The sequence below is a fragment of the uncultured Bacteroides sp. genome (genome assembly GCF_905207245.1).
Lineage (GTDB): Bacteria > Bacteroidota > Bacteroidia > Bacteroidales > Bacteroidaceae > Bacteroides.
Map to the genome: position 1 here is coordinate 25229 of NZ_CAJLKP010000006.1, position 22479 is coordinate 47707.

Below are 22479 nucleotides of genomic sequence, written 5' to 3' on the forward strand. Positions count from 1 at the left end.
TGTCTAATATCTATTCATGTAGTTATAAAGTCAATCGGATAGAAGTTATGCTGTTGCCGGACAACAAGACATATACCCCATTACCATTTTCTAAAGATTCGACTTTGACAGTTTCCATGTTTTTGTTTTCGTTGGTTTCAACAGCAGTTGCATTTTTTACTCCTGTCAACGGTATTTCAATACACTGGGTAGCCCCTGTCAAATTCAGTAATACTACTGTTATTTCGTCGTTTGTTTCATTGATGTAGGCTGTGGCGCATATTCCTGTATTATCTGTAGCGGCCTTGATACGTGTGGTACTTGTAGCATACTGTGCATAGTGTGCCATGATGTAGCCATTCTTTGTAATTTCACCTTCACCCACCGGACAACGTTCGTCGCTATCACCCATCAATCCATAGAAACGTTTCAGATACCAATATACGTATGCGCTGCAATAGCCTTCCATACACATGTGAATTTCTTTGCCGAGATTATTGAGGCAGTATTGCCACTTTTGGAATTCCCATGCTGATGGATCATCCGATTTTTCTCCATCGTTGAAGAGATGTTCTGTCATCCACCATGTCTTTCCCTGAATGCGGGGATAGAGATCGCAGATATAATCGTGGCGATTTTTGACATATCCGTTATCTAAGTCTGAAAAACCTTGGTAAAGGTGTCCTGCTACAATATCAGTTTGTGCAAATGCTCCGGCATCATTGATTATCGGATCAGTATATTCAGGTTGTGTGCCACATGCTTCGGGTGACATTAGCCTGACACCGGTTTCACGGATACTGGCACCGTGTTGTTTCACAAAGTCCACTACTTCCTGAGGTGTCCAGTAAGTAAAATCCATATCAGGCTCATTCTGGACAGATATGGCATAGAGATTTACTCCATTCTGCTTCATGAAATTGATATAACGGATAAGATGATCGGCGTATGCCCCATAGTTTTCTTTTTTGAGATGTTTTACTTCCTTACCGTTAACTTTTATTTTCTCAGAGAGGGCATCTGTACAGTCCCAAGGACATGCAAAAACGATTGCTCCGTTTTCCTGCGCTGTTTTGGCTGCTTCCACGTCGGCACTCCAATCTGATTCGTTGGGATAAACCATCAGGCGGAGGATTGAGTAACCTAATCCACCGTTACTATACATTTTATCCAGCTGCCGGGCGGAGATAAGATTTCCACCACACCAGATTTTAGGATTGTACATCCCACCGAATCCTACGATTGGTTGATATTTTGCCGCAGGGTCAACATTGAGCATTACTGACTTGAATGCCGGATCCTGCTCTATTAACAAATCGGCAGTTTGTTTATTGGCTTTGTCAGTAATGTGAATGGTCTGCATACGCTGTTTCATTGTAGTGTTAGCGTTACAGATTATCTGAATCTTTGCGTACTGTTTTTCCCCATCACTACTTCCACCTGACATTGGGGTTATGCTTTTCACAACATCTCCTTTTCCAAGGGTTATATCCCAGGATGTTTTTGCCCACTCTATAACGACATCTGTTTGATTCTCTCCGGCACTCACGGTAATAGATTTTTTAAGGAAGAGCGCGTATGCGCTCTTCCCTTCATCTACATTTGCTTCTTTATTTCCCCCATCCGAACAAGCCCATAAGAGGATACCCATCAGGAAGAAACAGAATAATGATGCAATGTTTTTCATCTGTAAATATTTAGGTTTATTTCAATCCTTCAACTATTCCTTCATACATTCCATTGCGGTTGTATCCCGATGTCCACGGACAAACTTTATTGCCTGTGCTTGTCTCAGTCATACTTGAAATTGAAATACCGTATTGCTTATCTGGAGCAATCGTTTTTCGGTATTCTTTCATGATGAAAGCCATATAGTTGGCTGCAGCGGTCCGTTCATCCGCGGTTAGTTTGCTGGTTTGAATGAAATTGCCATCCACATTTCCCACCATCATGCTGAGGTCCGATACACGTATTGGCTTACCGGTTTGTGCTAACTTATCGAACAATACGGTAATCATTTCTTCATTTCTTTTCTGGATAGTGGCGTCTTTAGAGTAAACCGCATGAAGAATGATGTTGTATCCGTCAATCTTGGTTACATTATCTGCTTCCCAGGATTTCACCAATGCAATCATTTCATCAGCTTTTTGACCCATTTCATCCTGTTGATTGAATGTGTTGCTGATAAAGAGATTGAGGTCAACCTTTGCTGTATCACGTGCCAGCTTCACAGCTGTACGTGCATACTCTATGTCGCCCAGATACTCACCCCAGTTGAAGGTGTTGGCATCCATGGTCTTGTCAAGTGGTTCGCCTACAATATTCCATACTTTCACCGTTTCACCGCCGGCGTTTATCATACCGCCGATCCATTTATTCAGTTCTTCTGTGAAGATGCCTTTTTTCTCTTCGGGAGTTTTTTCGATAATAGTGTCATCAGCTTTCCAGTGGAGGCGGATATTGTCGATATAAGCATGCCATTCACCCGAACCTGAACCTACAGCCAGTTCTATTTCGGTTAGATCCTTCATGGAATTGGGAATGGCAATCTTTCCACCTCCTGCTGTTTCGCCTTCCTTCAGGAATGTGATATAAATTTTATCTCTTCCCCATTTGTTAGCCTCACAGCCGAAACCAAACGGCCCTTGACCACTGTTGAATTCTTGCCCGTTAATCACTACTCGCATGCCGTCACCCCAGCCACCTTTACCATCTATCAGGTACATGTCAAGAGAAAGACCTACGTAATCGCCTAACGTTCTTCCGTTTTGCAATTTTACAGTGAATTTAGGATAAGACCTATTGCAAGGAGTAGCAGCGGTACCTACGTGTAGCACTTTGTTACTGCCCTCAGGATCGTTCTCGATTATAGCTTGGTTGCCGTTGGTCATGGGATAAGACTTGCCAAGTTCATCTTGTGCGAAATCAATTTTAGTGACACCTGTTCCAGGAAGCTCATAATTCATCACGATATTGTCGAGGAAGTATTGTGCTCCTCCAGAGGCAGAACCAACGGCAAGTTCAAATTCAGTAAGTCCTTTCATTTCATCCGGTAGTATAAAGCCTGGAGCTTTGGCGCTATTTAGGCTAATGATCGCTCCGCGATTCCAGGTATTGGGCTTACAACCAAGTCCATCGGCATTTGTACCTACGTTGAATTCTTGCCCATTGATAAAAACTCTCATACCTGCTCCATATATACCGTCACTGTTCACAATACGCATGTCAATGGTCAGATTAACATAATCGCCCAGTTTTCGGCCTTCCGGTAGTTTTACATTGAACTTAGGATGCGAATAAACCGCTTTGTTATCATCGGTACCTACATGCAATGCTTTGCCACTCTTACCATCCGGATCATTTTCCACCACTGCCTGACTTCCGCCGGTCATACCATAGGCTGTGCCAAGTTCATCATTTTCGAAGTCACAGATTATGGTTTTGCCTTTTTCGGGTACGAAAGGAATGATGATAGGCTGAATCAACTCATTATAATAAGCGGCGCGTTGTCCTTGGTTGGAGCAGAGTGTACCACCATAAAGCGTTACACCTGCTTCTTTGGCTGCATCAGTCACTAATTGCATTCCGCCAAAGTCATAGGAACCATCTTCTTTCAATGAATTGACAGGGGTGAAAGAGCCGCCAATGTCTATACCATCAAAATTATTCAGGATGGTGCTATAGCCGATATCTTTTTTTATAAAGTCTGTTGAAGACATGTTTGCCGTAAATTTAAACGGTGAACTGGCATCGCGGTTGATGTACGATTTCAACAAGTCGAAGCTGGCTAAGTATTCATTGTTGGCCACTTCCTCAGGTTTTTCTATCTGAAGGTTGCAGTCGTACTCATCGGTACATGCCATGACTGCTATGCCCATCATGGCAAGACCGATTAGTGTATGATTAAAATATTTCATATTCTCTTAGTTTTAACGTTTATACCAGATAATACTATTTTATCTCTATTTCGAATGACTTACCACCTTGTACGGCACGGCTGCTTAGCACCAATGTATCTTTGGTGGCATACTGCATGTTCTTGGTCTTGAAGTCAACTGTATAGTCCAGGTAGATAGCGTCACGGTCTTTGCCACCAAGGCTATTCTTTTCACCCTTTTTTACGAATTTGCCGGTACCTGAAATAGTGAAGTCATCGGAGGGACTACCTATTGTGCAACTGCCGTCTTCCGCAAAAGCCAGGCTGAGGTTGTAATTGAAAAGATTACCCTGGGCATCTTTAGTTGATAATGATAAGATGTTATCTTTCAAGCTTTCGGTTGTAATCTTTACTTTCTCATCCTTTTCTACATATTGCTGATGGCGTACTAACTGTGAAGAGACTCCATTTATGACAGCTTGATCCACTCCACGACGTAGGTATTCGCCATGCCAGGGATTGACATACTTCACTGCATACAATATGAAGTTTTTGGGCTGTACGCTCCAGTCTCCACTATTTGTCAACATGGGATTTTCTACGGCCGCTTTGCCTTGAAGAATGGAGTCTGCACCTTGTACGCCCGTCATCTTTAACGGAATCACATAATAATTGTCAAGAGACTTCTTGTCAGCAAAAAATGCGTCGGTGAATTGCACTTCCACACCACCTATAATTTCACCTTTAGGAATATTGATCTGGTTGGCAGCCAATGTATAGTAGGAAGATGGCATAGGGGTAACAGGAATGTTGGTACCCTTGAAATAGAGGTTGTCACAGAGTGATTCATCTACTTTGGTATCAATAATCACATTTTTACGGTTGGTGTAGCCGCCACCCCAGGCTGCCTTGATGGCTACTTTGTGCTGATTGTCCAAAGAGTTGTCAAGGAACTCGTCCTCACCTAATTCAATGGTACGTAAACCATATTGGTTGGCAAAATATACAGTTTGATAATCGAAGTCGGGAAATTCATTGTCCGAACTTTCACATGCTGTGAAAGACAAGAGTAATGAAGCCAGTCCGATGTATGCTAATTTCTTTTTCATATCATTTTATTAATAGTATTCACGATTATTGTTTATTTCCATCCTCTATTCTGGATGAGGTTGCTGTACTTCAGTATCTCAGAGTTGGGGATAGGGCAACAGTACATATAGTCTTCATACGAACGTTCTTCCACGGTTATCTTCTGATAGCTGTTACCGCTCCAGTTGATACCATATACCGGTTCGTTCAGGTTTGTTTTCCAGCGACGGAGATCCCAGAAACGGAACCCTTCGAAGCAAAGTTCCAATCGACGTTCATTGCGGATCAGTTCACGCATTTTGTCTTTACTGGCAGCGCATGCTTCTAAATAGACATCATCGGTACCACCTACGCCGGCACGTTTCCGGATGGCTTTGATTATGTCGTAAGCTGAGTAACCTTTGCCGTTGGAGTTTTTCGGCCCCCAAGCTTCGTTAGCAGCCTCAGCATAATCAAGGTACATTTCTGTATAACGGATACGGGGAGTATAGTGTGGCTGTTTGGAAGTGGATGCCGGATTGCAGTTCACGTCCATACGCAGACGTTTTTTCATGTAGTAACCTGTTCGGGTAGAGCGATTTTCGGTTACATTCACACCGTCTTGGTTTCCCTCATTGATGTTGATGGTTATACTCTTCTCGCTGATTGTACTTCCGTTGTAGAGGATGTATTTTCCTAAGCGGGGGTCGCGTCCTGCATAAGGATTGTTGGCATCGTATCCGCTGGCTGTTACGTCACTGATGGGGTATCCATTGCTCATAGGGAATGCATCCACCAGATTCTGCGACGGATTCATATAACCATTTCCATATAAACTTGGTGGAAAATTCTGTGATTCCTGATCATTATCACCACTGCCTTTGTTTCCTCTCCATAAGATTTCATTCGGATTAGCACCATCCTGAATGGTATTTACAATGGCGGGGGAATAATATTCCACTCCGTCGGAGGCTAATCCTGATACCCCTCCTTTATAGTCTATCACAGCAGCAGCGGCATTGGCGGCATCTGCCCATGTGGCAGTATTGGCAGCATCCTCGAAAAGAGGACTGGCGGCCAGTATGGCTGTACGTGCACGGAAAGCGCGGGCTATGATTCCATTATACAACTGACGTGCTTTGGCACCCATAACAGTGTTGTACTTCCCGACATCTGTTGTGAGACTTTGGAAGTCTGCAGGAACGCTTCCCGAAACGTCTTCATATTCATAAGGAAGCCTTCTTTCTGCTTCGGAGAGGTCATTGTAGATTTGCTCTACACAAGCCTGAAATGAAGCGCGCGGTTGGTTGAAGTCCGATTCTACTGTTTGGAACTCTGTCAGTATGGGCACACCGAGTAGCTCACCGTTTGTGCCAAAACCGGCGTGGGCGCGGAGCAGGTAAAAATAGAACATACCACGTAGTCCGTAAGCTTCGCCGATGAGGCGTTGTGCGAATAGTTTGTTTAACTCTTCATCATCCGACCATTTTACACCTTCCACATTCGCCAGAAAGAGGTTGATGTATTGAATGGCACCATAAGAGTTGGTCCATTGGTTCTGTGGATTATACGAACTTGAGGTCCAGGCACCGGTAGCCATTTGCAGATACACGTTACTTGGCTGATTGGTCACGGCATCATCTGTGCCATATTCACTGTTGTCGTAATAACCCGGAATTAAACTGTATACATTGTGCAAGATTCCCCGTGCGTATTCCGCGTCGTTGTACATGTTTTCCACGCCTTGGAAGTTCTCGATGGCCGGTGAAAACAAGTCATCACAACTGGTAAGCATCAGGGCACCTATTATAAAAGGTATAACTTTATTTTTCATAATTTTCTTCTTTATTAATCAATAAAATCAGAATGCAGCCTTAAAACCTGCATAGAAGTTGCGGCATTGTGGTGAACCGGTACTCAGTTCCATATGCTTACGTTCTTTGGAAATAGTAAGTAGATTGTTGCCACCACAATAGACGCTTAAACCGCGAACAAATGTTCCTTTGAAAGTATTTTCAGGGAAGTCATACGTTAACTGTGTCTGGTTCAGGCGGAAATAGTTACGCTTGTACATCCAGAAAGTGGAGTTGCGGTAGTTGTTATCACCGTTGGTTGTAGTGAGGCGTGGATAAGTAGCCACATCTTTGGTCTCTTCAGTCCAGCGTCCCCATACTACTTCTGAGAACTTGCTTGTACCGCGGTTCCAGTAGTAAGAACTGCTTTTGTAGTCTACTGCTCCGGTCTGTCCTGATCCCATGGCAAACAATGAGAAGTTCTTCCATTTTACGGTTAGATTCAATCCGAAGGAGAAAGGAGGGGCAGCCCAACCGTTCTTTCCTAATTCAATCTGGTCTTTGCTATCGATTACGCCATCTTTATTGATATCCTTATACTTCAAGTCACCGGGTTTTACTGTACCAAAAGTTTGTCGGGCATGGTTATCGATATCTGCTTGATCTTGGAAGAAGCCTTCACATACGTAGCCGTAAGAAGCATCAAGTGCACGGCCTTTGCGATACTGGTAATCTTCGTCATAAAGTTCATCACGTTTCAGAGCTTTAGAAGAGTATACCATACCGTTGAACCCAAGTGTTACGTCAAAGTCTCCAAATTTCTTGTTGGCGCTCAGCGAGAAATCAAAACCGCTGCGTCTGTCATCATTATAATTGATCCAAGGCATGAAGGTGGAGTTACTGCTTAAAGCAAAGTATGTAGGGTAAATGGAAGAGGAGCCTTGGGTAAGTAAGCCTCTTGTATCCTGTCTGAAATAGTTGGTATTCAACTTCAGTAAACGGTTGAATAGTGTAGCGTCAATGCCTGCGCGAAACTCTTCACGTGTGATGAAGCCTAGGTTAGGATTATCGCCACGCTTGGAAGCTGGTGTCCATCCGCCGGCTGTGCCATCATGCCATTGTACGTAGAAACCTTCATTTTGTCTTTTGGAGAAAGTTCCTTTATACAGGTAATAATCGGAGATGTCGAGATCCTGATGCAGATTGGCATAGGAAGCCGTAACTTTCAAGTCATTTATGAAGTCCACATTTTCCATGAACTTTTCATTACTAATTCTCCACCCTAAAGTAACTGCCGGGGAGAAAGCGTTGCGTTTGCCTTCGGGTAACTTGGCTGAATGGATCATAGCACCACTAAAGTCAACGTAATACTTGTGATTATAGTTATAAGATGCGCGTAAGCCTAAGTTTACATTGCTGGTGCGGTGATAATCACTGCTTTCATGGTTTTCATCAGCAGAATTCTGCGTCTGATAGCCCCAACCTATAAACGTGGCTGCTATGTTGTGGTATTTTTCGAAAGTACGGGCATAGTCAAACTGCGCACTGAATGTCATAGTCTGGTCGTAAGTGGATTTGCCAACATATTCATTCGGATCTTTTTTGTCTTCATTGTGTTTCTTCAGGGCGATAATCATATCCTTGCCATTCACTTGAGACCATGTTGGCTCATAAACAGCGTAGGTTTCGCTGAAAGCTTCCGAATAGTAAGAAGTATAGTCTACACTATAAGAAGTCTTAAACGACAGGCCTTTTAGGAAAGAACCCAAATCAGCTGCAAGACTGACATCAAACATAAACATACGTGCTTTTTCCTTGACATAGCCGGCAGCCAGAAGATCTGCGAAAGGATTGGTCATGTCGGATGATGTTCCTCCAAGCAGGTATTTACCATCAATCAGGTGATTACTATTTGTAATATATTCCTGTATTTGGGCGACATTGGTATCCATCATGTCAATGGGAAGCAGCGGTGAAAACCAGTTAGGACGCAAAGTGGATGCGGTTCCCCAAAAGTTTCCACGACCTGCATATTGATTGGTAAAGACAACTGCTGCATTGGTAGTAGCCTTCAGCCATGAGGCAAGTGTCATATCTACATTACCCCGCACATTGAAACGCATGTTATAGGCATTTTTTGATTCGCCGTATTTCAGCAGGTCGTTGCTATAATCCATACCGAAGTTCAGATAATAGTGTGTGCGATCATTACCTCCATATACTTCACCGGTCATGTCGGCATTATAATATGCCTTTCTCAGGTAGTCCGAACTATAGAAATCAATGTTCGGATACCGATAAGGATTGGTTCCCATGGCGGTGTTATAAATATCTGATGCATTGTATCTCTCCGACAAGCCGTCATTGCGACAAGCCTCATTATAAAGGGTCATGTAGCAGTCCGAATCCAAGTATTTAGGATAAGATTTAGGGACATTGATACCTGCATTTCCCCGTATGTCGATGCGCATCGGTTCATTTTTACCTCGTTTGGTAGTGATCAGAATAACACCTTTTGCTGCTCGGCTACCATAAAGCACTACAGCGGCGGCATCTTTCATTACCGAAATACTTTCTACTTCGGAAGCGCGTACATTGCTTGCACTACGAGGTACTCCGTCTACCAAGACAAGCGCTTCTTGCCCCCATATGTTGCCGGTGTATCCACCTATCAGGCTTTCCAGACCTACTAAGCTGCTGGAGCTATTCACCTTTTTTGTCAGTTCGGACGTGTTGACAGTAGAAATGGCATGTGTCAAGTCTTCCTGGGCAACCGTACCGAAAGCTACATTCACCAGGCTATCCTTGCTTTCTTCTTGTGCCTGAATGCTTCCTGTATGAAACAGGGACATGGCGAAAACAGTACAGCCAATATATATATACTTTCTATTCATTTTTTGCGTCATTATTAGTTAATACGTCAAGATTACCATCCGGGATTCTGATAAAATCCTTCATACATGCTGACATCCTTTTTGGGAAGCGGATACCAATAATGTCTATCGGTATATTTACGTTCAAGCAATACTATTTCGCGTAAATTCTTGATAGCGTTTTCTTCCGGTGCATCATAATTATAGTCATCAGGATTGGCGCGGTCGAACTCAATCTTTGTCTTCAGCGTGTAAGGATATTGGGTAAGAAGCATCCAGCGGCGAAGGTCGGTAAAGCGGAAACCTTCAAAGGATAGTTCCACAGCGCGTTCGCGGCGCAATTCACTCAGAAAGTCAGCAGTACTGCCCAGGAACTTCTCGAGTACGGGAGCTACACCGGCACGCTCGCGTATCTTGTTCAATGCTTCTTCGGCTGTGAGCGAGTAAGTCGCGGCTTTGCCCTTCGGACCGTTGTAGCCAACAGCTGTAGCTTCAGCATACATCAAATAAACATCTGCCAAGCGCATAAGGCTGAGAATCATAATGTTGTTTTCTTTGTAACCATCAACTGTGTTCATTAATTGCGGGCAAAGTTTGCTATTCATATAGGCTGTGAAGCAACCTTTCTTTTCGTTTACCTCTTCGCTTTCCCTGCCTCCGGTGAACAATTCTGCCGTTCCACCTGCACCACCGGTATTTTTCCACTTTACACCGTCGAACATGATGGTTTTATAGAAGCGTGGATCACGATTCTTCCAAGGATGTGTAGGGTCATAACCCGATTCTGCATCTGCTTTTGTCATATCATTAATCGGGTAACCGTTCTGCATTCCGTAGTAGTTCACGTAGTTGGCTGTGGGATAGCACTTGATACCGGAATACTCAATGGATTGTGGGCGGAAATCGTTGACCATATTCCAACGCCAGCGTGCAGCATAATCTTTGATATTCTCCATAAAGATGGACTCCTTTACTCCATTCAGTTTGCCACTGGAGTTGTGTAAAAGGAAAATATCGTTGTATTCGGAAAAGTTAGCCAGTTCATAACGATTGGTTGATTCGGTAAGGGCAAGTGCCTGTCCGAAAGCATCGGCAGCCCGTTTACACAACTCTGCATTGTATTCCTTTGCACCTCCGGAAGCCCAATTCATCAACGGGCTTCCTGCCCAGAGCAGGGTCTTACCTTTGTAAGCTAAAGCCATAATCCGGTTGATGCGCATATTGTTTTTACCTAATGTTGTTTTTCCAGCGGTCGTTGCATCCCAGTCGACAGGAAGCAAACCTGCTGCATGTTCAAAGTCGGCAACACATTTTTCCGCACACTCTTGCCAACTGAGACGGGCCAATGTGGGAGTCACGTCCGAAGGTAACACTTCATCGATATAGGGCATACCGCCCCACCATTCCATTAGCAGAAAGTGAAACCATGCGCGGAAGAAATAAAGTTGTCCTTCTATGAGGTTGCGTTCTTCCTCGGTTGCACTTACCAGATTGCTGAGATTGGCGATACCAATGTTTGCTTTACGAATAGCATACCAAGAGTTGGCCCATAAGTGACCTTTGTCAGTTCGGTTTGCCGAACCTGCCGACCCTTGATTGTTTGGATAACCATAGTAAGCGGTTGTCCAACCCCAAAAGTCGCCATTGTCTATACTGCGAGCTTGCATACGCATTTCTTGCGGTTCCCAATATTCTTCTTCACCATAGTTGAAGCAAGTATGTCCGGCATCTTTGTTATTGGAAACTACTGGGATGCAATTATAGAGTTCTTCAGTGAAACCCTGGAAATTCTTGAAATTTTTGTAGGGGTCATTTTCCTGGTAGTCGCTTTCCGGAGCTTTGTCCAAATAGTCGGTACATGAGGTCATACCCATTATGCCAGCCATTGCAATAGCCGACATCACAAATAGTTTATTGATATATTTGTTCATAATCATCTCTTCGTTATTATAAGGTTATGTCGATACCAAGATTGAAACGACGTACCGTTGGGTAGGCACCGTCCGAAGATCCTGTACCATAGTTGGCTTCACGGTCATCCGGCATGTCGGTCCACATGTAGAGATTATCGCCGTTCAGGTAAAGACGGCAGGAATTGATGCCCATTTTCTTCAGCCAATTGTTTTTAAATGTATAGGATACTTCAACATTCTTCAGACGAAGATAAGCACCATCATACCAGTAACGTGTTCCGGTAGCAGCTGCATCTACAGTAGTTCCCCAGCGTGGAGTAGGTAGGGTGGCATTACCTCCCGGTGTCCAATATGAACCTTCTGCATATGCTACGTGGGCTGTGGAACGGAATGTCGGGAAATTAACTTCACGGGTCACATTGGTTACGCCGTAGAACTGGGCGAAGCAACTGAATCCTTTCCATTCAAAACCGAGAGAAGCATTGTAGGTATTCTGCGGTGTGCTGGCATACTGATAGGGAGCACGGTCATCATTGTCGACTATACCATCACCATTGAAGTCAATGATATTGTAGTCACCCGGTAATTTCATATCGTTTCCGGTTGTCCAAGTACTACTACCTATCACATCATCCCAAGTGGCCAAATTGCCATGGTCTATGTATGAATAGACTTGGTTGATGGTATGTCCGGCACCTTTCTGATAGGCAGGCAGCAAAGGGGCATCATCTCTGAACTTGATTTCATTGATGGCATGAGTCATACTGGTGTTTAACCAGGCACGCAAACCGTTGTTGAAGATATGGTTCAATCGTAATTCCAATTCATAACCGTGACTATTGACTTTACCTAAATTGGCCCGGGGAGCAGTTGTGCCGAAATAAGAAGGGATGGCACGGCTGTCACCGCTAACTATAATGTCTGTACGAGTATCATTGAACACATCTACTGAACCTGCTATCAGTCCATTAAAGAAGGCATAATCTAAACCGATATTACGTTTCTCTACAGTTTCCCAAGAAACATTGGGGTTACCCAGTGAAGAGATTTTCCAATGGGTATAAGGAGAGTTGTCAGGATTGATGCTACCCATAACAGTATTACCACCATTACTCAACTGGTCTTTGTATAAGAAACGACCTGCTGTAAATCTCTGCCACGGGGCAACCACAGCATCATCACCTACTCGTCCCCAAGAAGCGCGAAGTTTCAGCATATCGACAAATTTCAGTTTTTTCATGAACTTCTCTTCACTGAGCATCCAACCCAGTGAAAGGGAAGGGAAGAAGGCGAAACGATAATCAGGACCGAATTTCTCAGAACCGTTATAAGCGCCATTAGCCTCGAAGAAATAGCGCATGGCGTAGTTATAGGTCAAACGGAATACCCAGTCTTCCCGATAAATAGGGAATACACTTCCCTGTGCTTCTTTCAATCGGCTGAAAAGACCAAGAGCGGTCACTTCATGTTTGCCAAAGGTACGGGCGTAGTCAAATTGCATAGAGTAGTAGAGCTTACGATAAGTGGCACCGATGTTTGCACTACCGGACTGCTGTAACCAGTATATAGGGTTGGTAACCTTATCAAGTCCGGTTCCTGTATCAGGATCAAATTTGTAGGAGATATTTCCTGTGTCGGGATCTACCCAGATGCGTTGTGCATCATTGAATTGGTCACTGAGACCGCGTTTGTTCTCTGCAAAAGTGTAGTCCATGGAGAAGTTCGCCTTGAATTTCAGTCCCTTTGTCAGCATGGCTAAATCCTGCTCCAAAATGAAGTCCGTTGTCATTTTGGTGGTGGTACGTTTTTCTTTACCACCTACAGCCAGGAAGTAGGCCGAGTTGGGCACATCGGCATCGCGTGGGGCATACCAACCCCACATGCCATTGGAATAGACGGGACGCATGGCGTCTGGAGCTGACTTGTAGGCCGAGTTCCAGAAACCGGTGTCGTTATCATTCATATCCCAAGGCAACTGACGTTGTGCATTCGAACCGAATAAGTTAGTAGAGAATTTGGTAGTCTTAGTCAAATGGAAATCCAGGTTACTGCGTACATTGATGCGATTATAGCCAAAGCCGGAGTTGTAACCACGTCCGTTTTCGAAGCTTTTGAACAAGTCTCCTTCGTTCACGAAATCCACAGCTGCAAAGTAATTCACTACTTTTGTACCGCCCGATACGTTGACACTGGTATTGTAGGACATGGCTGCTTTCTTGAAGAGCTCCTTCTCCCAATCTACGTTGGGATAGCGATCCCACTCTTCAGCGTTGGCCGGATGACGATACTTGTCAATGATGGCTGCCGGTGTATAGTTGGCCCATCCGGCAGGATTGAGAGCAGCTTCGCGCTCAATAGAATTATTCATTAGATAAAACGTATCGTAAGCGTCATATTTTTCAGGGAGCTTCGATACTACTTTAGCCGTCATATTAGCCTTGATCTGTACGTTGGCTTTTCCTTCCTTACCGCGTTTGGTAGTAATCAGGATTACACCATTGGCACCCTTCACACCATAAACAGCAGTGGCTGATGCATCTTTCAATACCGAAATGTTTTCCACGGAGGAGATGTCTACCGAATTCATTTCACGTTCAATACCGTCTACCAGCACCAAAGGTTCGCTATTGTTCCATGAACTTTGCGTGCGGATAATAATTTTCGGGTCTTCCGCACCGGGCATACCGGTAGAGCTGGAAGTGATGACACCTGGAAGATTACCAGTTAAGGCAGCTCCCAAATTACTTACTCCGGAGCGTTCAAGCGTCTTTCCGGAAGTTTGTGTGATGGCTCCCACCACTGATGCCTTTTTCTGTTGTCCATAACCTACTACGACTACTTCATCCAATAGCTGTGTGTCATCTTTCAGAATCACTTTGATTATTCCTCTCGAAGCCTTCACTTCCTGTGGCTCCATACCTACAAACGAAACGACAAGAACAGATTTCTCATTGGGCACGGTCAACACAAAATTACCGTCTATATCTGAGATCGTACCTATTGAATTATTACCTTTTACAACTACCGAGGCTCCAATAATAGTCTCTCCATTGTCGTCTACAACTGTTCCTTTCACTGTTATTCCTTGTTGTGCCGAAGCTGTCAGGCAGCTGAAAAGCATCAAAAGAAACAAGTAAGGAATCCTTTGAATTTTCTTTGTTACATTTTTCATTACCATTAGTTTAAGATAGTTAATAACTATATTTTCTCTGATGTCATAAAGTGAGGTTAACCATCGTCATACATGCTTTCCATAACTTTGTTAGTTTTTAAGATTAATAAATAAATGATAGAGAACTTTTGTTCTCGGAGACAAATGTAGAAAGTATAGTAATGACAGCTAATATGTTGCTATTGCAGAAAGATTAACTGATGTTGCATCCTGTATTAAAAGTGTAACATGGATTTTAATTGATGTAACACAGTTGTTTTTGAAGAGATATAATGTGGATGGAAGTGCCTGTAATGTTGTTATTTGGCAACGATATGGAATTTGAAAACTGTGCCTAAGGCTATATTTTTGAGATCGGCCTTAGGCTTTAAAACGGACCATTTGCCCGGATGATAGAAAAGGATCAATTTGCTTTATCTTGTCCTGTATGTTGTTCCATATATTCAGATGGGGATACACCATACATTTCGCGGAATGCCGTAGCAAAATAAGTAGGATGTGTAAATCCGGTTAATGTCGCCACTTCTGTTATGCTATGTCGTTTTTCTGCCAGCAAAGAGGCTGCTTGTTTCAAGCGTACGTTACGGATGAGGTGTTGAGTGGTTTGGTTCGTCAATTCTTTAAGTTTACGGTGTAAATGAACACGGCTGATACCGACTTCCGAACTAATCATTTCTACTGTTAATGTCGGGTTACCAAGATTTTCATTAATAACACGCATAACGCGTTCCATTAGCCGGTCATCGGGAGACTTCACTTCAGGGGTGGATATTTGCTCTTCCTGATTCTGACGACCACTGAAGGTGTTGCGCAGTTGTTCCCGTCTACGGATAAGGCTTAGAACGGTTTTTCTCAATAATTCAATACTGAACGGTTTCATCAGGTAAGCATCGGCACCTGTTTCCAATCCTTCCAGATTATCTTCTTCACGGGTACGGGCAGTGAGCAGAATAATGGGTAGATAGTTGATATTAACATTCTGACGTATCTTACGGCATAATGTCAAACCGTCCATTTCCGGCATCATCACATCACTGATTATGAGATCAGGTGTCTGTTTTAATATTGCTGCTAGTGCTTCTTTGCCATTGTTGCATTCGGTCATATAAAAGTCATTGCTCAATTCACGGCAGATATAGCGGCGGATTTCTTCATCGTCTTCTACTACAAGTACATGTCGGCGACTACGGGCGCGCACTTTACCATCGGTCTCCTCCTCATCAACGTATGTCGAAGAAGGAGCAGTCGGCATATAGTTACTTTCAGCATGTTCTGCTGTAATGTTAGTTATTGTATCTTCTTCTATTTCTTCTTTTTTCAAATGGGCGTGTCCCAACGGTAACCGTATTATAAACCGGGAACCAGTTTGTCCCTCTCCATTATCTTCTACGCGGATGTTTCCATAATGCAGTTCAACCAAGGATCGTGTCAGATGCAGTCCGATGCCTGTTCCGATATTTGAATTATTGGAACTGTTTCGTATTTGATAGAAGCGTTCGAATATATGTTCGCGTTCTGCAGGATCAATGCCGATGCCGTTATCTGCTACTGTCAGTTCAATATAGTGTCGTAAAGGTGCATTTGCCTGTAGGGTGTCATCTTCCCCTGTGTTGATGCTGACTTCCACTTGTCCGTTTTCAGGAGTGAATTTGCAAGCATTGGAAAGTAGATTTAAGATGATTTTATCAAAGTTCTTGATATCTATCCACAAATCTATTTCAGGATTGGATGTTTGGAAGTTCAGTTTAAGTTTCTTAGCTTTTATCTGCTGGTCAAAAGTAACCAGGATATCTTGGATAAAGCTCACAATTTCTGTTTTCCTGAATATGAGTGACATTTGCCCTTTGTCTATTTTTCGGATATCCATTAGCTGGTTTACCAGTTGCAGGATACGTTCTGCATTCCGTTGGATAGTGGCATAGAGTTTTCTGCATTCTGTGTCTTTATCTTTAGCCATCAACTGTTGCAGAGGACTGATGATAAGAGACATCGGTGTTCGTATTTCATGTGAAATATTGATGAAGAATTGTAGCTTGGCTTCGTTTATCTGTTCAGCATGAATGTGCTGTAACATCTGCTGACGTATCTGGTATCGATGACGTATCTGCATGATGATAAAGCCGATTATTCCTAGTAATAATATTGTATATATTAATTTAGCCCAACCAGATACCCACCATGCCGGATCTATCTGGATGGTGATTTCTTTTTCTTCTGAGTAGACTGTGTAGTTTTTAGCTTTCATTCTGAAATGGTAGGTTCCCGGAGCCAGATCACTAAATGAAACTCTGTTGATCCCTGGCGATAGTGCAGTCCAAGTGGCTCCATTTATGGAATATAGATATGTGATGCGTTCGGGATTATAGAACTCCATAGCTGAAAACTCTATGCTGAATGAATTGTCTTTATAGCATAAACGGAACTGTTTTGCATCTTGCAAACTTGTATTAATAATCGGGTGTCTGCCGGATTTTGTACCTTTTTTAATGGCTTTGTTATGAATATAGAAGTCTGCGATTCTCACTTCCGGCTTTTTAACTTCCATGGTGATTTTCGATGGCTGGAAAAAAGTGATGCCGTTAATACCACCAAAAATAAGGTATCCATCTTCATCAGTGCAGGCAGCATTTTTACTAAATTCGTTTCCTTGTAATCCGTTTCCAGCATAGTAATTGATGAAATTGTTTGTTCGTAGATTCAGATTGGTAATACCATAGTTGGTACTAATCCATAATCCGTTTTCATTGTTACCTTGTATGGCGCAAATCGTATTATTGGGTAATCCGTCATGGGTAGTATAAGTTTTAGAAGCACCATTTTGGCTGTCAATATGGAGGAGTCCTTTGGTGGTTCCTGCCCAGATATCTCCTTTTTCGTCTTCAAAAAGCGTTTGAATAATGCTCCCTGGGAATAACCTGTTTTTGCCATAGGTTGATATGAAACTCATTGTTTTTGTATCCAGGCAACCCAGACCATCGTATGTTCCAATATATAATTTATGGTCTCGGGTATAGAGTAGTGAGGCTATCCATCCATTATGAAGCACATTGTAGTTTTCCTGATATTCTTTACCATTTTCAAAAGACCCGCATCTGTTAATGTTTCCTGTCTTTAGGTCCATATAGAAGAGACCTCCTCCCATAGCTGCTATCCATAGGCGTTCTCCGTCTTTGTCAGAAGTCAGGCATGAGATATTCCTGACGTCGTTTTGATTCCGGTCTTGTAGTTTGTAATAGCGGCATGTACCGGTTTTCGGGTTCATTTCAGCTAATCCTTCTAATGGAGAGGCCAGCCATATGCGTCCGTCTGGTGTCTGATGGATACTAACAATAGTGGAAGGGACGGATTGCCCGTTATCTTTGTGCTCGAAATGCACTGTTGGTCTGTTCTTGCCTTTTATTCCGTAAATACCATCATTGGCAGTTCCAAGCCATAAAGTCCCTTCATTATCTTTACAGATTGATTTTATGCTGTTTGAACCTATCCGGTTTGTTGCTACTGATTTATGACCCATGTATTTGAATTGGTTGGTGGTGGCAGGAAGTAACATAACTCCCTTTGTGTTGATACCTAACCACAAATTATCTGCCTTATCCTTCATGATTGCATATACATCGGCTTTATTGAAGTCGAAAGTAGTGAAGCTAAATTCGCTTTCTTTTATTTGTTGTGTATGTGTGTCATATACTTTTATTCCATAACCAATAGTTCCTATATATATTTTTCCTTTTCCGGCAGCATGTAGGGTGTTAATAGGGAGGCGGGGAAGTATGGGACAGGGAATGGAATCGAAAGTATCTTTTTGGGGATTATAAATGAACATTCCTTTACTAATACTGCTGGCATAAATATGTCCTTTCTCGTCTTCGCATATATTGGTTACGATATTCCAGGCATTTTCCTTTCCGGTGAAGTAGTGGTGTGTTTTTCCTGAAGTATCAATGCAATATACACCTTTTCCTTCTGTAGAAATCCAAAGGTTTTCGGCTTGGTCTTCAAATATGTATTTGATAAAAAAACTGGGTACAAGTTGGGTTTCCGTGATGACAGGTTCCGGTCCGTCTAAACGTAACGAATAAATGCCATGTCCTGCCGTACCAATTAGCAGGTCTCCATTTTTCCGTTCCAGTATCATGGAGATGTGTGCATTCATGTTTGTCCCTGTCTGGTATAAGATGGGTATTTCCTTAAAAAGTTCGGTTGCCGGATCATATAATTGTAATCCACGTTGTGTTCCTATTAGGAAATTTCCTTTACTATCTTCAAAAATGGCTCGTACATTATTATCTACCAGAGAGCACTCTTTTCCTTCTTCATGTTTATAGGCGCTGAATTTAGCACCGTCATAACGGTTCAGTCCATCTTCGGTAGCTATCCATATGACTCCATTTTTAGCTTGATATATCTGATTGATATTGCTGTTTGATAATTCACGGTCTACTGTGAATAGTTTTTCAGACTGTGCATATCCACATATTGCAAAGAAGAGAAATAAAAAAGATAGTAGTGTTTTCATGACTCTATTAGGTTAACGATTACAATGCAAAAATAGCTGAAAAAAGTAATACGTTCCTAAGAATATCTAAAGAAAAGCGTCTCTTTTACTGTATCTAGGTACATGTGTAACATTAGATAATTGATATGTTACACTTCATTCATATGTGGTGAAAGGGAAATAAAAAAGGTTGTCGGAATTTTCCGACAACCTTCTCCTTTTTATATATATTATTAAAAGGATTATTTCTTGAAGTAACGGTTATACAGACCTTCGAAGCCTTTACCGTGACGAGCTTCGTCTTTAGCCATTTCGTGAACAGTATCATGGATAGCGTCCAGATTCAGAGCTTTTGCACGGGTAGCGATGCGTTTTTTGTCTTCGCAAGCACCTGATTCAGCATTCATTCTCTTTTCGAGGTTAGTCTTTGTATCCCATACGCAGTCACCCAACAGTTCAGCGAACTTAGAAGCATGTTCTGCTTCTTCCCAAGCATAACGCTTGAAAGCTTCTGCTACTTCGGGATAACCTTCGCGATCAGCCTGACGGCTCATTGCCAAGTACATACCTACTTCTGTACATTCGCCCATGAAGTGGTTGTTCAGGTCTTTAATCATTTCATCATCACAACCTTTAGCTACACCGATAACGTGTTCGTCAGCAAAAGTAAGAGGACCATCTTCCGTAGCTTCTACTACTTCTACGAATTTGCTTGCAGGAGCTTTACACAACGGGCATTTCTCAGGAGCGGCATCACCTTCATATACGTAACCGCATACAGTACATCTAAATTTTTTCATTTTTTTTTCTGATTTAATTGAATTAGTTATTCGTTCGTTATAATAAAACGTTAGTCTTCTTTACATTGTTTACAAATACCTTTGTAATAATAGTGGATTTCCTGCACTTCGTGTCCGTCCATATCCGTGTCAACCACTTTTTTAACCGCATCGTCGCACGGTAAGTCATAAATTCTTCCACAACGTTTGCAAAGGAAATGTGCGTGTGGAGTGGTGTCGGCGTCATAGCATGTGTTACGCTCGTCGATTGTCAGGGTCTGTGCAGCTCCTTGCTCACTCAAAATCTTTAGTGTGTTGTAGACTGTGGTTTTTGAGAGAGTAGGGATAGTAGGAGACAACGCTGTGTAAATCTCATCTACCGTCGGGTGCGTGCGATGCTCCATGAGGTATTTCATGATAGCTATGCGCTGCACTGAAGGTTTAATGCTATGGCCTTGCAATCGTTCTACTACTACTTCCATATTCTTTTAGTTCAAACTTGTAATAATTACATTTTTATTTCGCTTGCAAAGATAAAGACTTCTCTGATTTCTCCAAAAGATTTTCCATCTTTTTTTGGGTGATTACGCTATAAAATGTAAATTTCTTCTCTTTTATACGGGTTCATAGGGGATTTCTATCCAGAACTCCGAACCTTGGCCTACTTCGGAAGATACTCCGACAGTGGCATTCATCTTTTCGGCAATCATCTGGCAGATGGACAGTCCGAGTCCTGTACCTTGCTTGAAGGTGTCCAGCTTTACGAAGCGTTGAAAAATAGTTTGTTGCTTGTCGGGAGAGATGCCGCAGCCTGTGTCCCGGACGTAGAAACGTAGTCTGCCTTCCCGGGGCGGATTATAACCGATAGTGATGCTGCCTTGGCTGGTATATTTTATGGCATTGGAAAAATAGTTCCCAAGTACTTGAAACAAGCGATTCTTCTCGGTATGTATGTGGCATTTCTTCATGCCGAGTTCTATGACGCATATCACGTTTGCAGGCATCCGGAAGTGGAAAGCATCTTCGAGTTTGCGCATACATTCGTTGACATCTACATTGGTATAACTGAAATCCAGTAGCCCGGCTTCTATCCTGGATAGGTCGAGAATATCATTGATGAGCTGCAGCAACAAGTAATTATTGTCTTCTATGATTTTGATATATTCGTGACATTCGGGAGTATCCGCCGTTTCGGCGAGGATACTGGAAAAGCCGACGATGGCATTGAGCGGGGTGCGTATCTCATGGCTCATATTGGCGAGAAAAGCCGATTTCAGCCGGTCGGATTCTTCGGCACGCTCTTTGGCTTGGATAAGTTCTTTTTTGTGTTTCCGTGAGTGGATGTGATAGAAGATATAAAAGGTGAGGAGGAGGGTAAAAAAGATACCTGTCATCCAGATGTAGGTTTTGTATTGCTGATAGAATGTGGGAGGCTGAAAATAGTAAACGGCATTCTCAGGATATAGCTTTTCCGGTATGTTGCACCATTTCAGATCGGAGAAATTGAGGTATGTGCGGGGAGTTCCGCCGCTTTGGTAAGGAATGGATGAGGCGGATTCACCTTTCATGATACGGCTGATTATGGACATTACCGTGGCTGTGAAATCCTGAACGGAAATATAGTGTCCGCCTACATATAGGTTTTCCTGCAAATTCAGGTCGGCTAAAGTGAATACCGGGACTTTCAGGAAGGTGGGAAGTATCTTCTTGAGGTGGTCGGATAAGTAATAATTCTGCTTATTGCCGTATTGCCGCAGCCAGGCATAGTAAATGACGCCGGTCGTCTTATCGTAAACGGTAAGTGTGTCCAGTAACTCTTCGGTGGCTATCTGTGCCGATGATAAAAGTTCCAGTTTCAGGTCGGGAAAGTCTGTTTGCATGATTGCCTCTATGGATTGCCGGGTGACAACGCTGATATAGCGGTCGTCGGAGATAAAGGCTATCCGTTTGACTTCCGGCTGAAGTTGCTTGATTAGCTCCAGGGTTTGCTTGATATAATAGGGTTGCCTCAATACGGTGATATTGTAGTTCTTGTTGAACTCTTCGATGGGTATGCTGTTTGCTTGCGTCAAGGGAGATTTGTCCAGCAATGTTTGCAACGTGGACGGGACGCGGTCGCGTGAATAACAGAGTATGACGGGAATATTTTTCCAGGGACCGTCGAATATGGGAGCACTGACCAGCCACCCCGGATCTCCTACAATTATGACAGCTTTTGGGGGAGTGGGGCATGCTTGCAGAATATCTTTTTGGGCTTGTTCCACTTCCTCTTTATTCTGAAGCACCGGCACTGTCAGGAAATAAGTCTGTAATCCGAGTTTTTCCTTATAAGGGAAATACCCACGAAGTTCATTCAGGAAACCATGTATCCATGCTTCTTCTTCACTGACGGAACTGAGAAACAGTACATATTCTTTTTCCTTTTCTTGGGCTGAAAGAGAGAGACACCCTGCCAGAAGTATCAGGGAAAGTAGCCATCTATGAAGTGTGTTGCGGGTTTTCATGAGTTTTGCATAACGTGTTTTAAAAA

Annotated in this window: 11 protein-coding genes; all 11 read right to left on the minus strand. The window is 42.9% G+C overall.

Annotated features, from left to right (window positions below; all coding sequences use genetic code 11):
- Positions 1-22: 22 nt before the first annotated feature.
- The 11 genes from QZ135_RS03305 to QZ135_RS03355 all read right to left on the minus strand — a co-directional run bounded on the left by QZ135_RS03305 (position 23) and on the right by QZ135_RS03355 (position 22453).
- Positions 23-1666 carry a glycosyl hydrolase gene (locus tag QZ135_RS03305; protein ID WP_294605917.1) on the minus strand — a complete coding sequence of 548 codons (1644 nt, stop codon included), beginning with the start codon at positions 1664-1666 and terminating at the stop codon, positions 23-25.
- A 16-nt stretch (positions 1667-1682) separates the two neighbouring features.
- Complete coding sequence (locus tag QZ135_RS03310; RefSeq protein WP_294605918.1) at positions 1683-3896, minus strand: endo-1,4-beta-xylanase; 2214 nt, start codon at positions 3894-3896, stop codon at positions 1683-1685.
- A gap of 34 nt (positions 3897-3930) precedes the next feature.
- Positions 3931-4965: a DUF5627 domain-containing protein gene (locus QZ135_RS03315; protein WP_294605919.1), complete on the minus strand. Its 1035-nt coding sequence runs from the start codon at positions 4963-4965 to the stop codon at positions 3931-3933.
- 32 nt (positions 4966-4997) lie between these two features.
- Entirely contained in the window at positions 4998-6758 is a 1761-nt protein-coding gene (locus QZ135_RS03320; protein WP_294605920.1) for a RagB/SusD family nutrient uptake outer membrane protein, read from the minus strand.
- A gap of 27 nt (positions 6759-6785) precedes the next feature.
- A complete protein-coding gene (locus tag QZ135_RS03325) occupies positions 6786-9611 on the minus strand; it encodes a SusC/RagA family TonB-linked outer membrane protein (RefSeq protein ID WP_294605921.1) in 2826 nt (941 codons plus the stop codon).
- 32 nt (positions 9612-9643) lie between these two features.
- Positions 9644-11521: a RagB/SusD family nutrient uptake outer membrane protein gene (locus QZ135_RS03330; protein WP_294605922.1), complete on the minus strand. Its 1878-nt coding sequence runs from the start codon at positions 11519-11521 to the stop codon at positions 9644-9646.
- Positions 11522-11537: 16 nt separating this feature from the next.
- Positions 11538-14681, minus strand: a complete 3144-nt coding sequence (locus QZ135_RS03335; protein ID WP_294605923.1) for a TonB-dependent receptor — start codon at positions 14679-14681, stop codon at positions 11538-11540.
- A gap of 397 nt (positions 14682-15078) precedes the next feature.
- Positions 15079-19191, minus strand: coding sequence for a two-component regulator propeller domain-containing protein (locus tag QZ135_RS03340; RefSeq protein WP_294605925.1), 4113 nt, complete (start codon positions 19189-19191; stop codon positions 15079-15081).
- A gap of 221 nt (positions 19192-19412) precedes the next feature.
- Positions 19413-19970 (minus strand): NADH peroxidase, encoded by a 558-nt coding sequence (locus QZ135_RS03345; RefSeq protein WP_294605927.1) that lies wholly within the window; start codon positions 19968-19970, stop codon positions 19413-19415.
- Positions 19971-20020: 50 nt separating this feature from the next.
- Positions 20021-20431 (minus strand): transcriptional repressor, encoded by a 411-nt coding sequence (locus QZ135_RS03350; protein ID WP_294605929.1) that lies wholly within the window; start codon positions 20429-20431, stop codon positions 20021-20023.
- A 132-nt stretch (positions 20432-20563) separates the two neighbouring features.
- Positions 20564-22453, minus strand: a complete 1890-nt coding sequence (locus tag QZ135_RS03355; protein WP_294605931.1) for an ATP-binding protein — start codon at positions 22451-22453, stop codon at positions 20564-20566.
- Between the last annotated feature and the right edge of the window lie 26 nt (positions 22454-22479).

Excerpts from the sequence above, each read along its gene's own strand:
- QZ135_RS03305 (WP_294605917.1), bottom strand. The coding sequence starts at position 1,666 with ATGAAAAACATTGCATCATTATTCTGTTTCTTCCTGATGGGTATCCTC.
- QZ135_RS03310 (WP_294605918.1), bottom strand. The coding sequence starts at position 3,896 with ATGAAATATTTTAATCATACACTAATCGGTCTTGCCATGATGGGCATA.
- QZ135_RS03315 (WP_294605919.1), bottom strand. The coding sequence starts at position 4,965 with ATGAAAAAGAAATTAGCATACATCGGACTGGCTTCATTACTCTTGTCT.
- QZ135_RS03320 (WP_294605920.1), bottom strand. The coding sequence starts at position 6,758 with ATGAAAAATAAAGTTATACCTTTTATAATAGGTGCCCTGATGCTTACC.
- QZ135_RS03325 (WP_294605921.1), bottom strand. The coding sequence starts at position 9,611 with ATGAATAGAAAGTATATATATATTGGCTGTACTGTTTTCGCCATGTCC.
- QZ135_RS03330 (WP_294605922.1), bottom strand. The coding sequence starts at position 11,521 with ATGAACAAATATATCAATAAACTATTTGTGATGTCGGCTATTGCAATG.
- QZ135_RS03335 (WP_294605923.1), bottom strand. The coding sequence starts at position 14,681 with ATGGTAATGAAAAATGTAACAAAGAAAATTCAAAGGATTCCTTACTTG.
- QZ135_RS03340 (WP_294605925.1), bottom strand. The coding sequence starts at position 19,191 with ATGAAAACACTACTATCTTTTTTATTTCTCTTCTTTGCAATATGTGGA.
- QZ135_RS03345 (WP_294605927.1), bottom strand. The coding sequence starts at position 19,970 with ATGAAAAAATTTAGATGTACTGTATGCGGTTACGTATATGAAGGTGAT.
- QZ135_RS03350 (WP_294605929.1), bottom strand. The coding sequence starts at position 20,431 with ATGGAAGTAGTAGTAGAACGATTGCAAGGCCATAGCATTAAACCTTCA.
- QZ135_RS03355 (WP_294605931.1), bottom strand. The coding sequence starts at position 22,453 with ATGAAAACCCGCAACACACTTCATAGATGGCTACTTTCCCTGATACTT.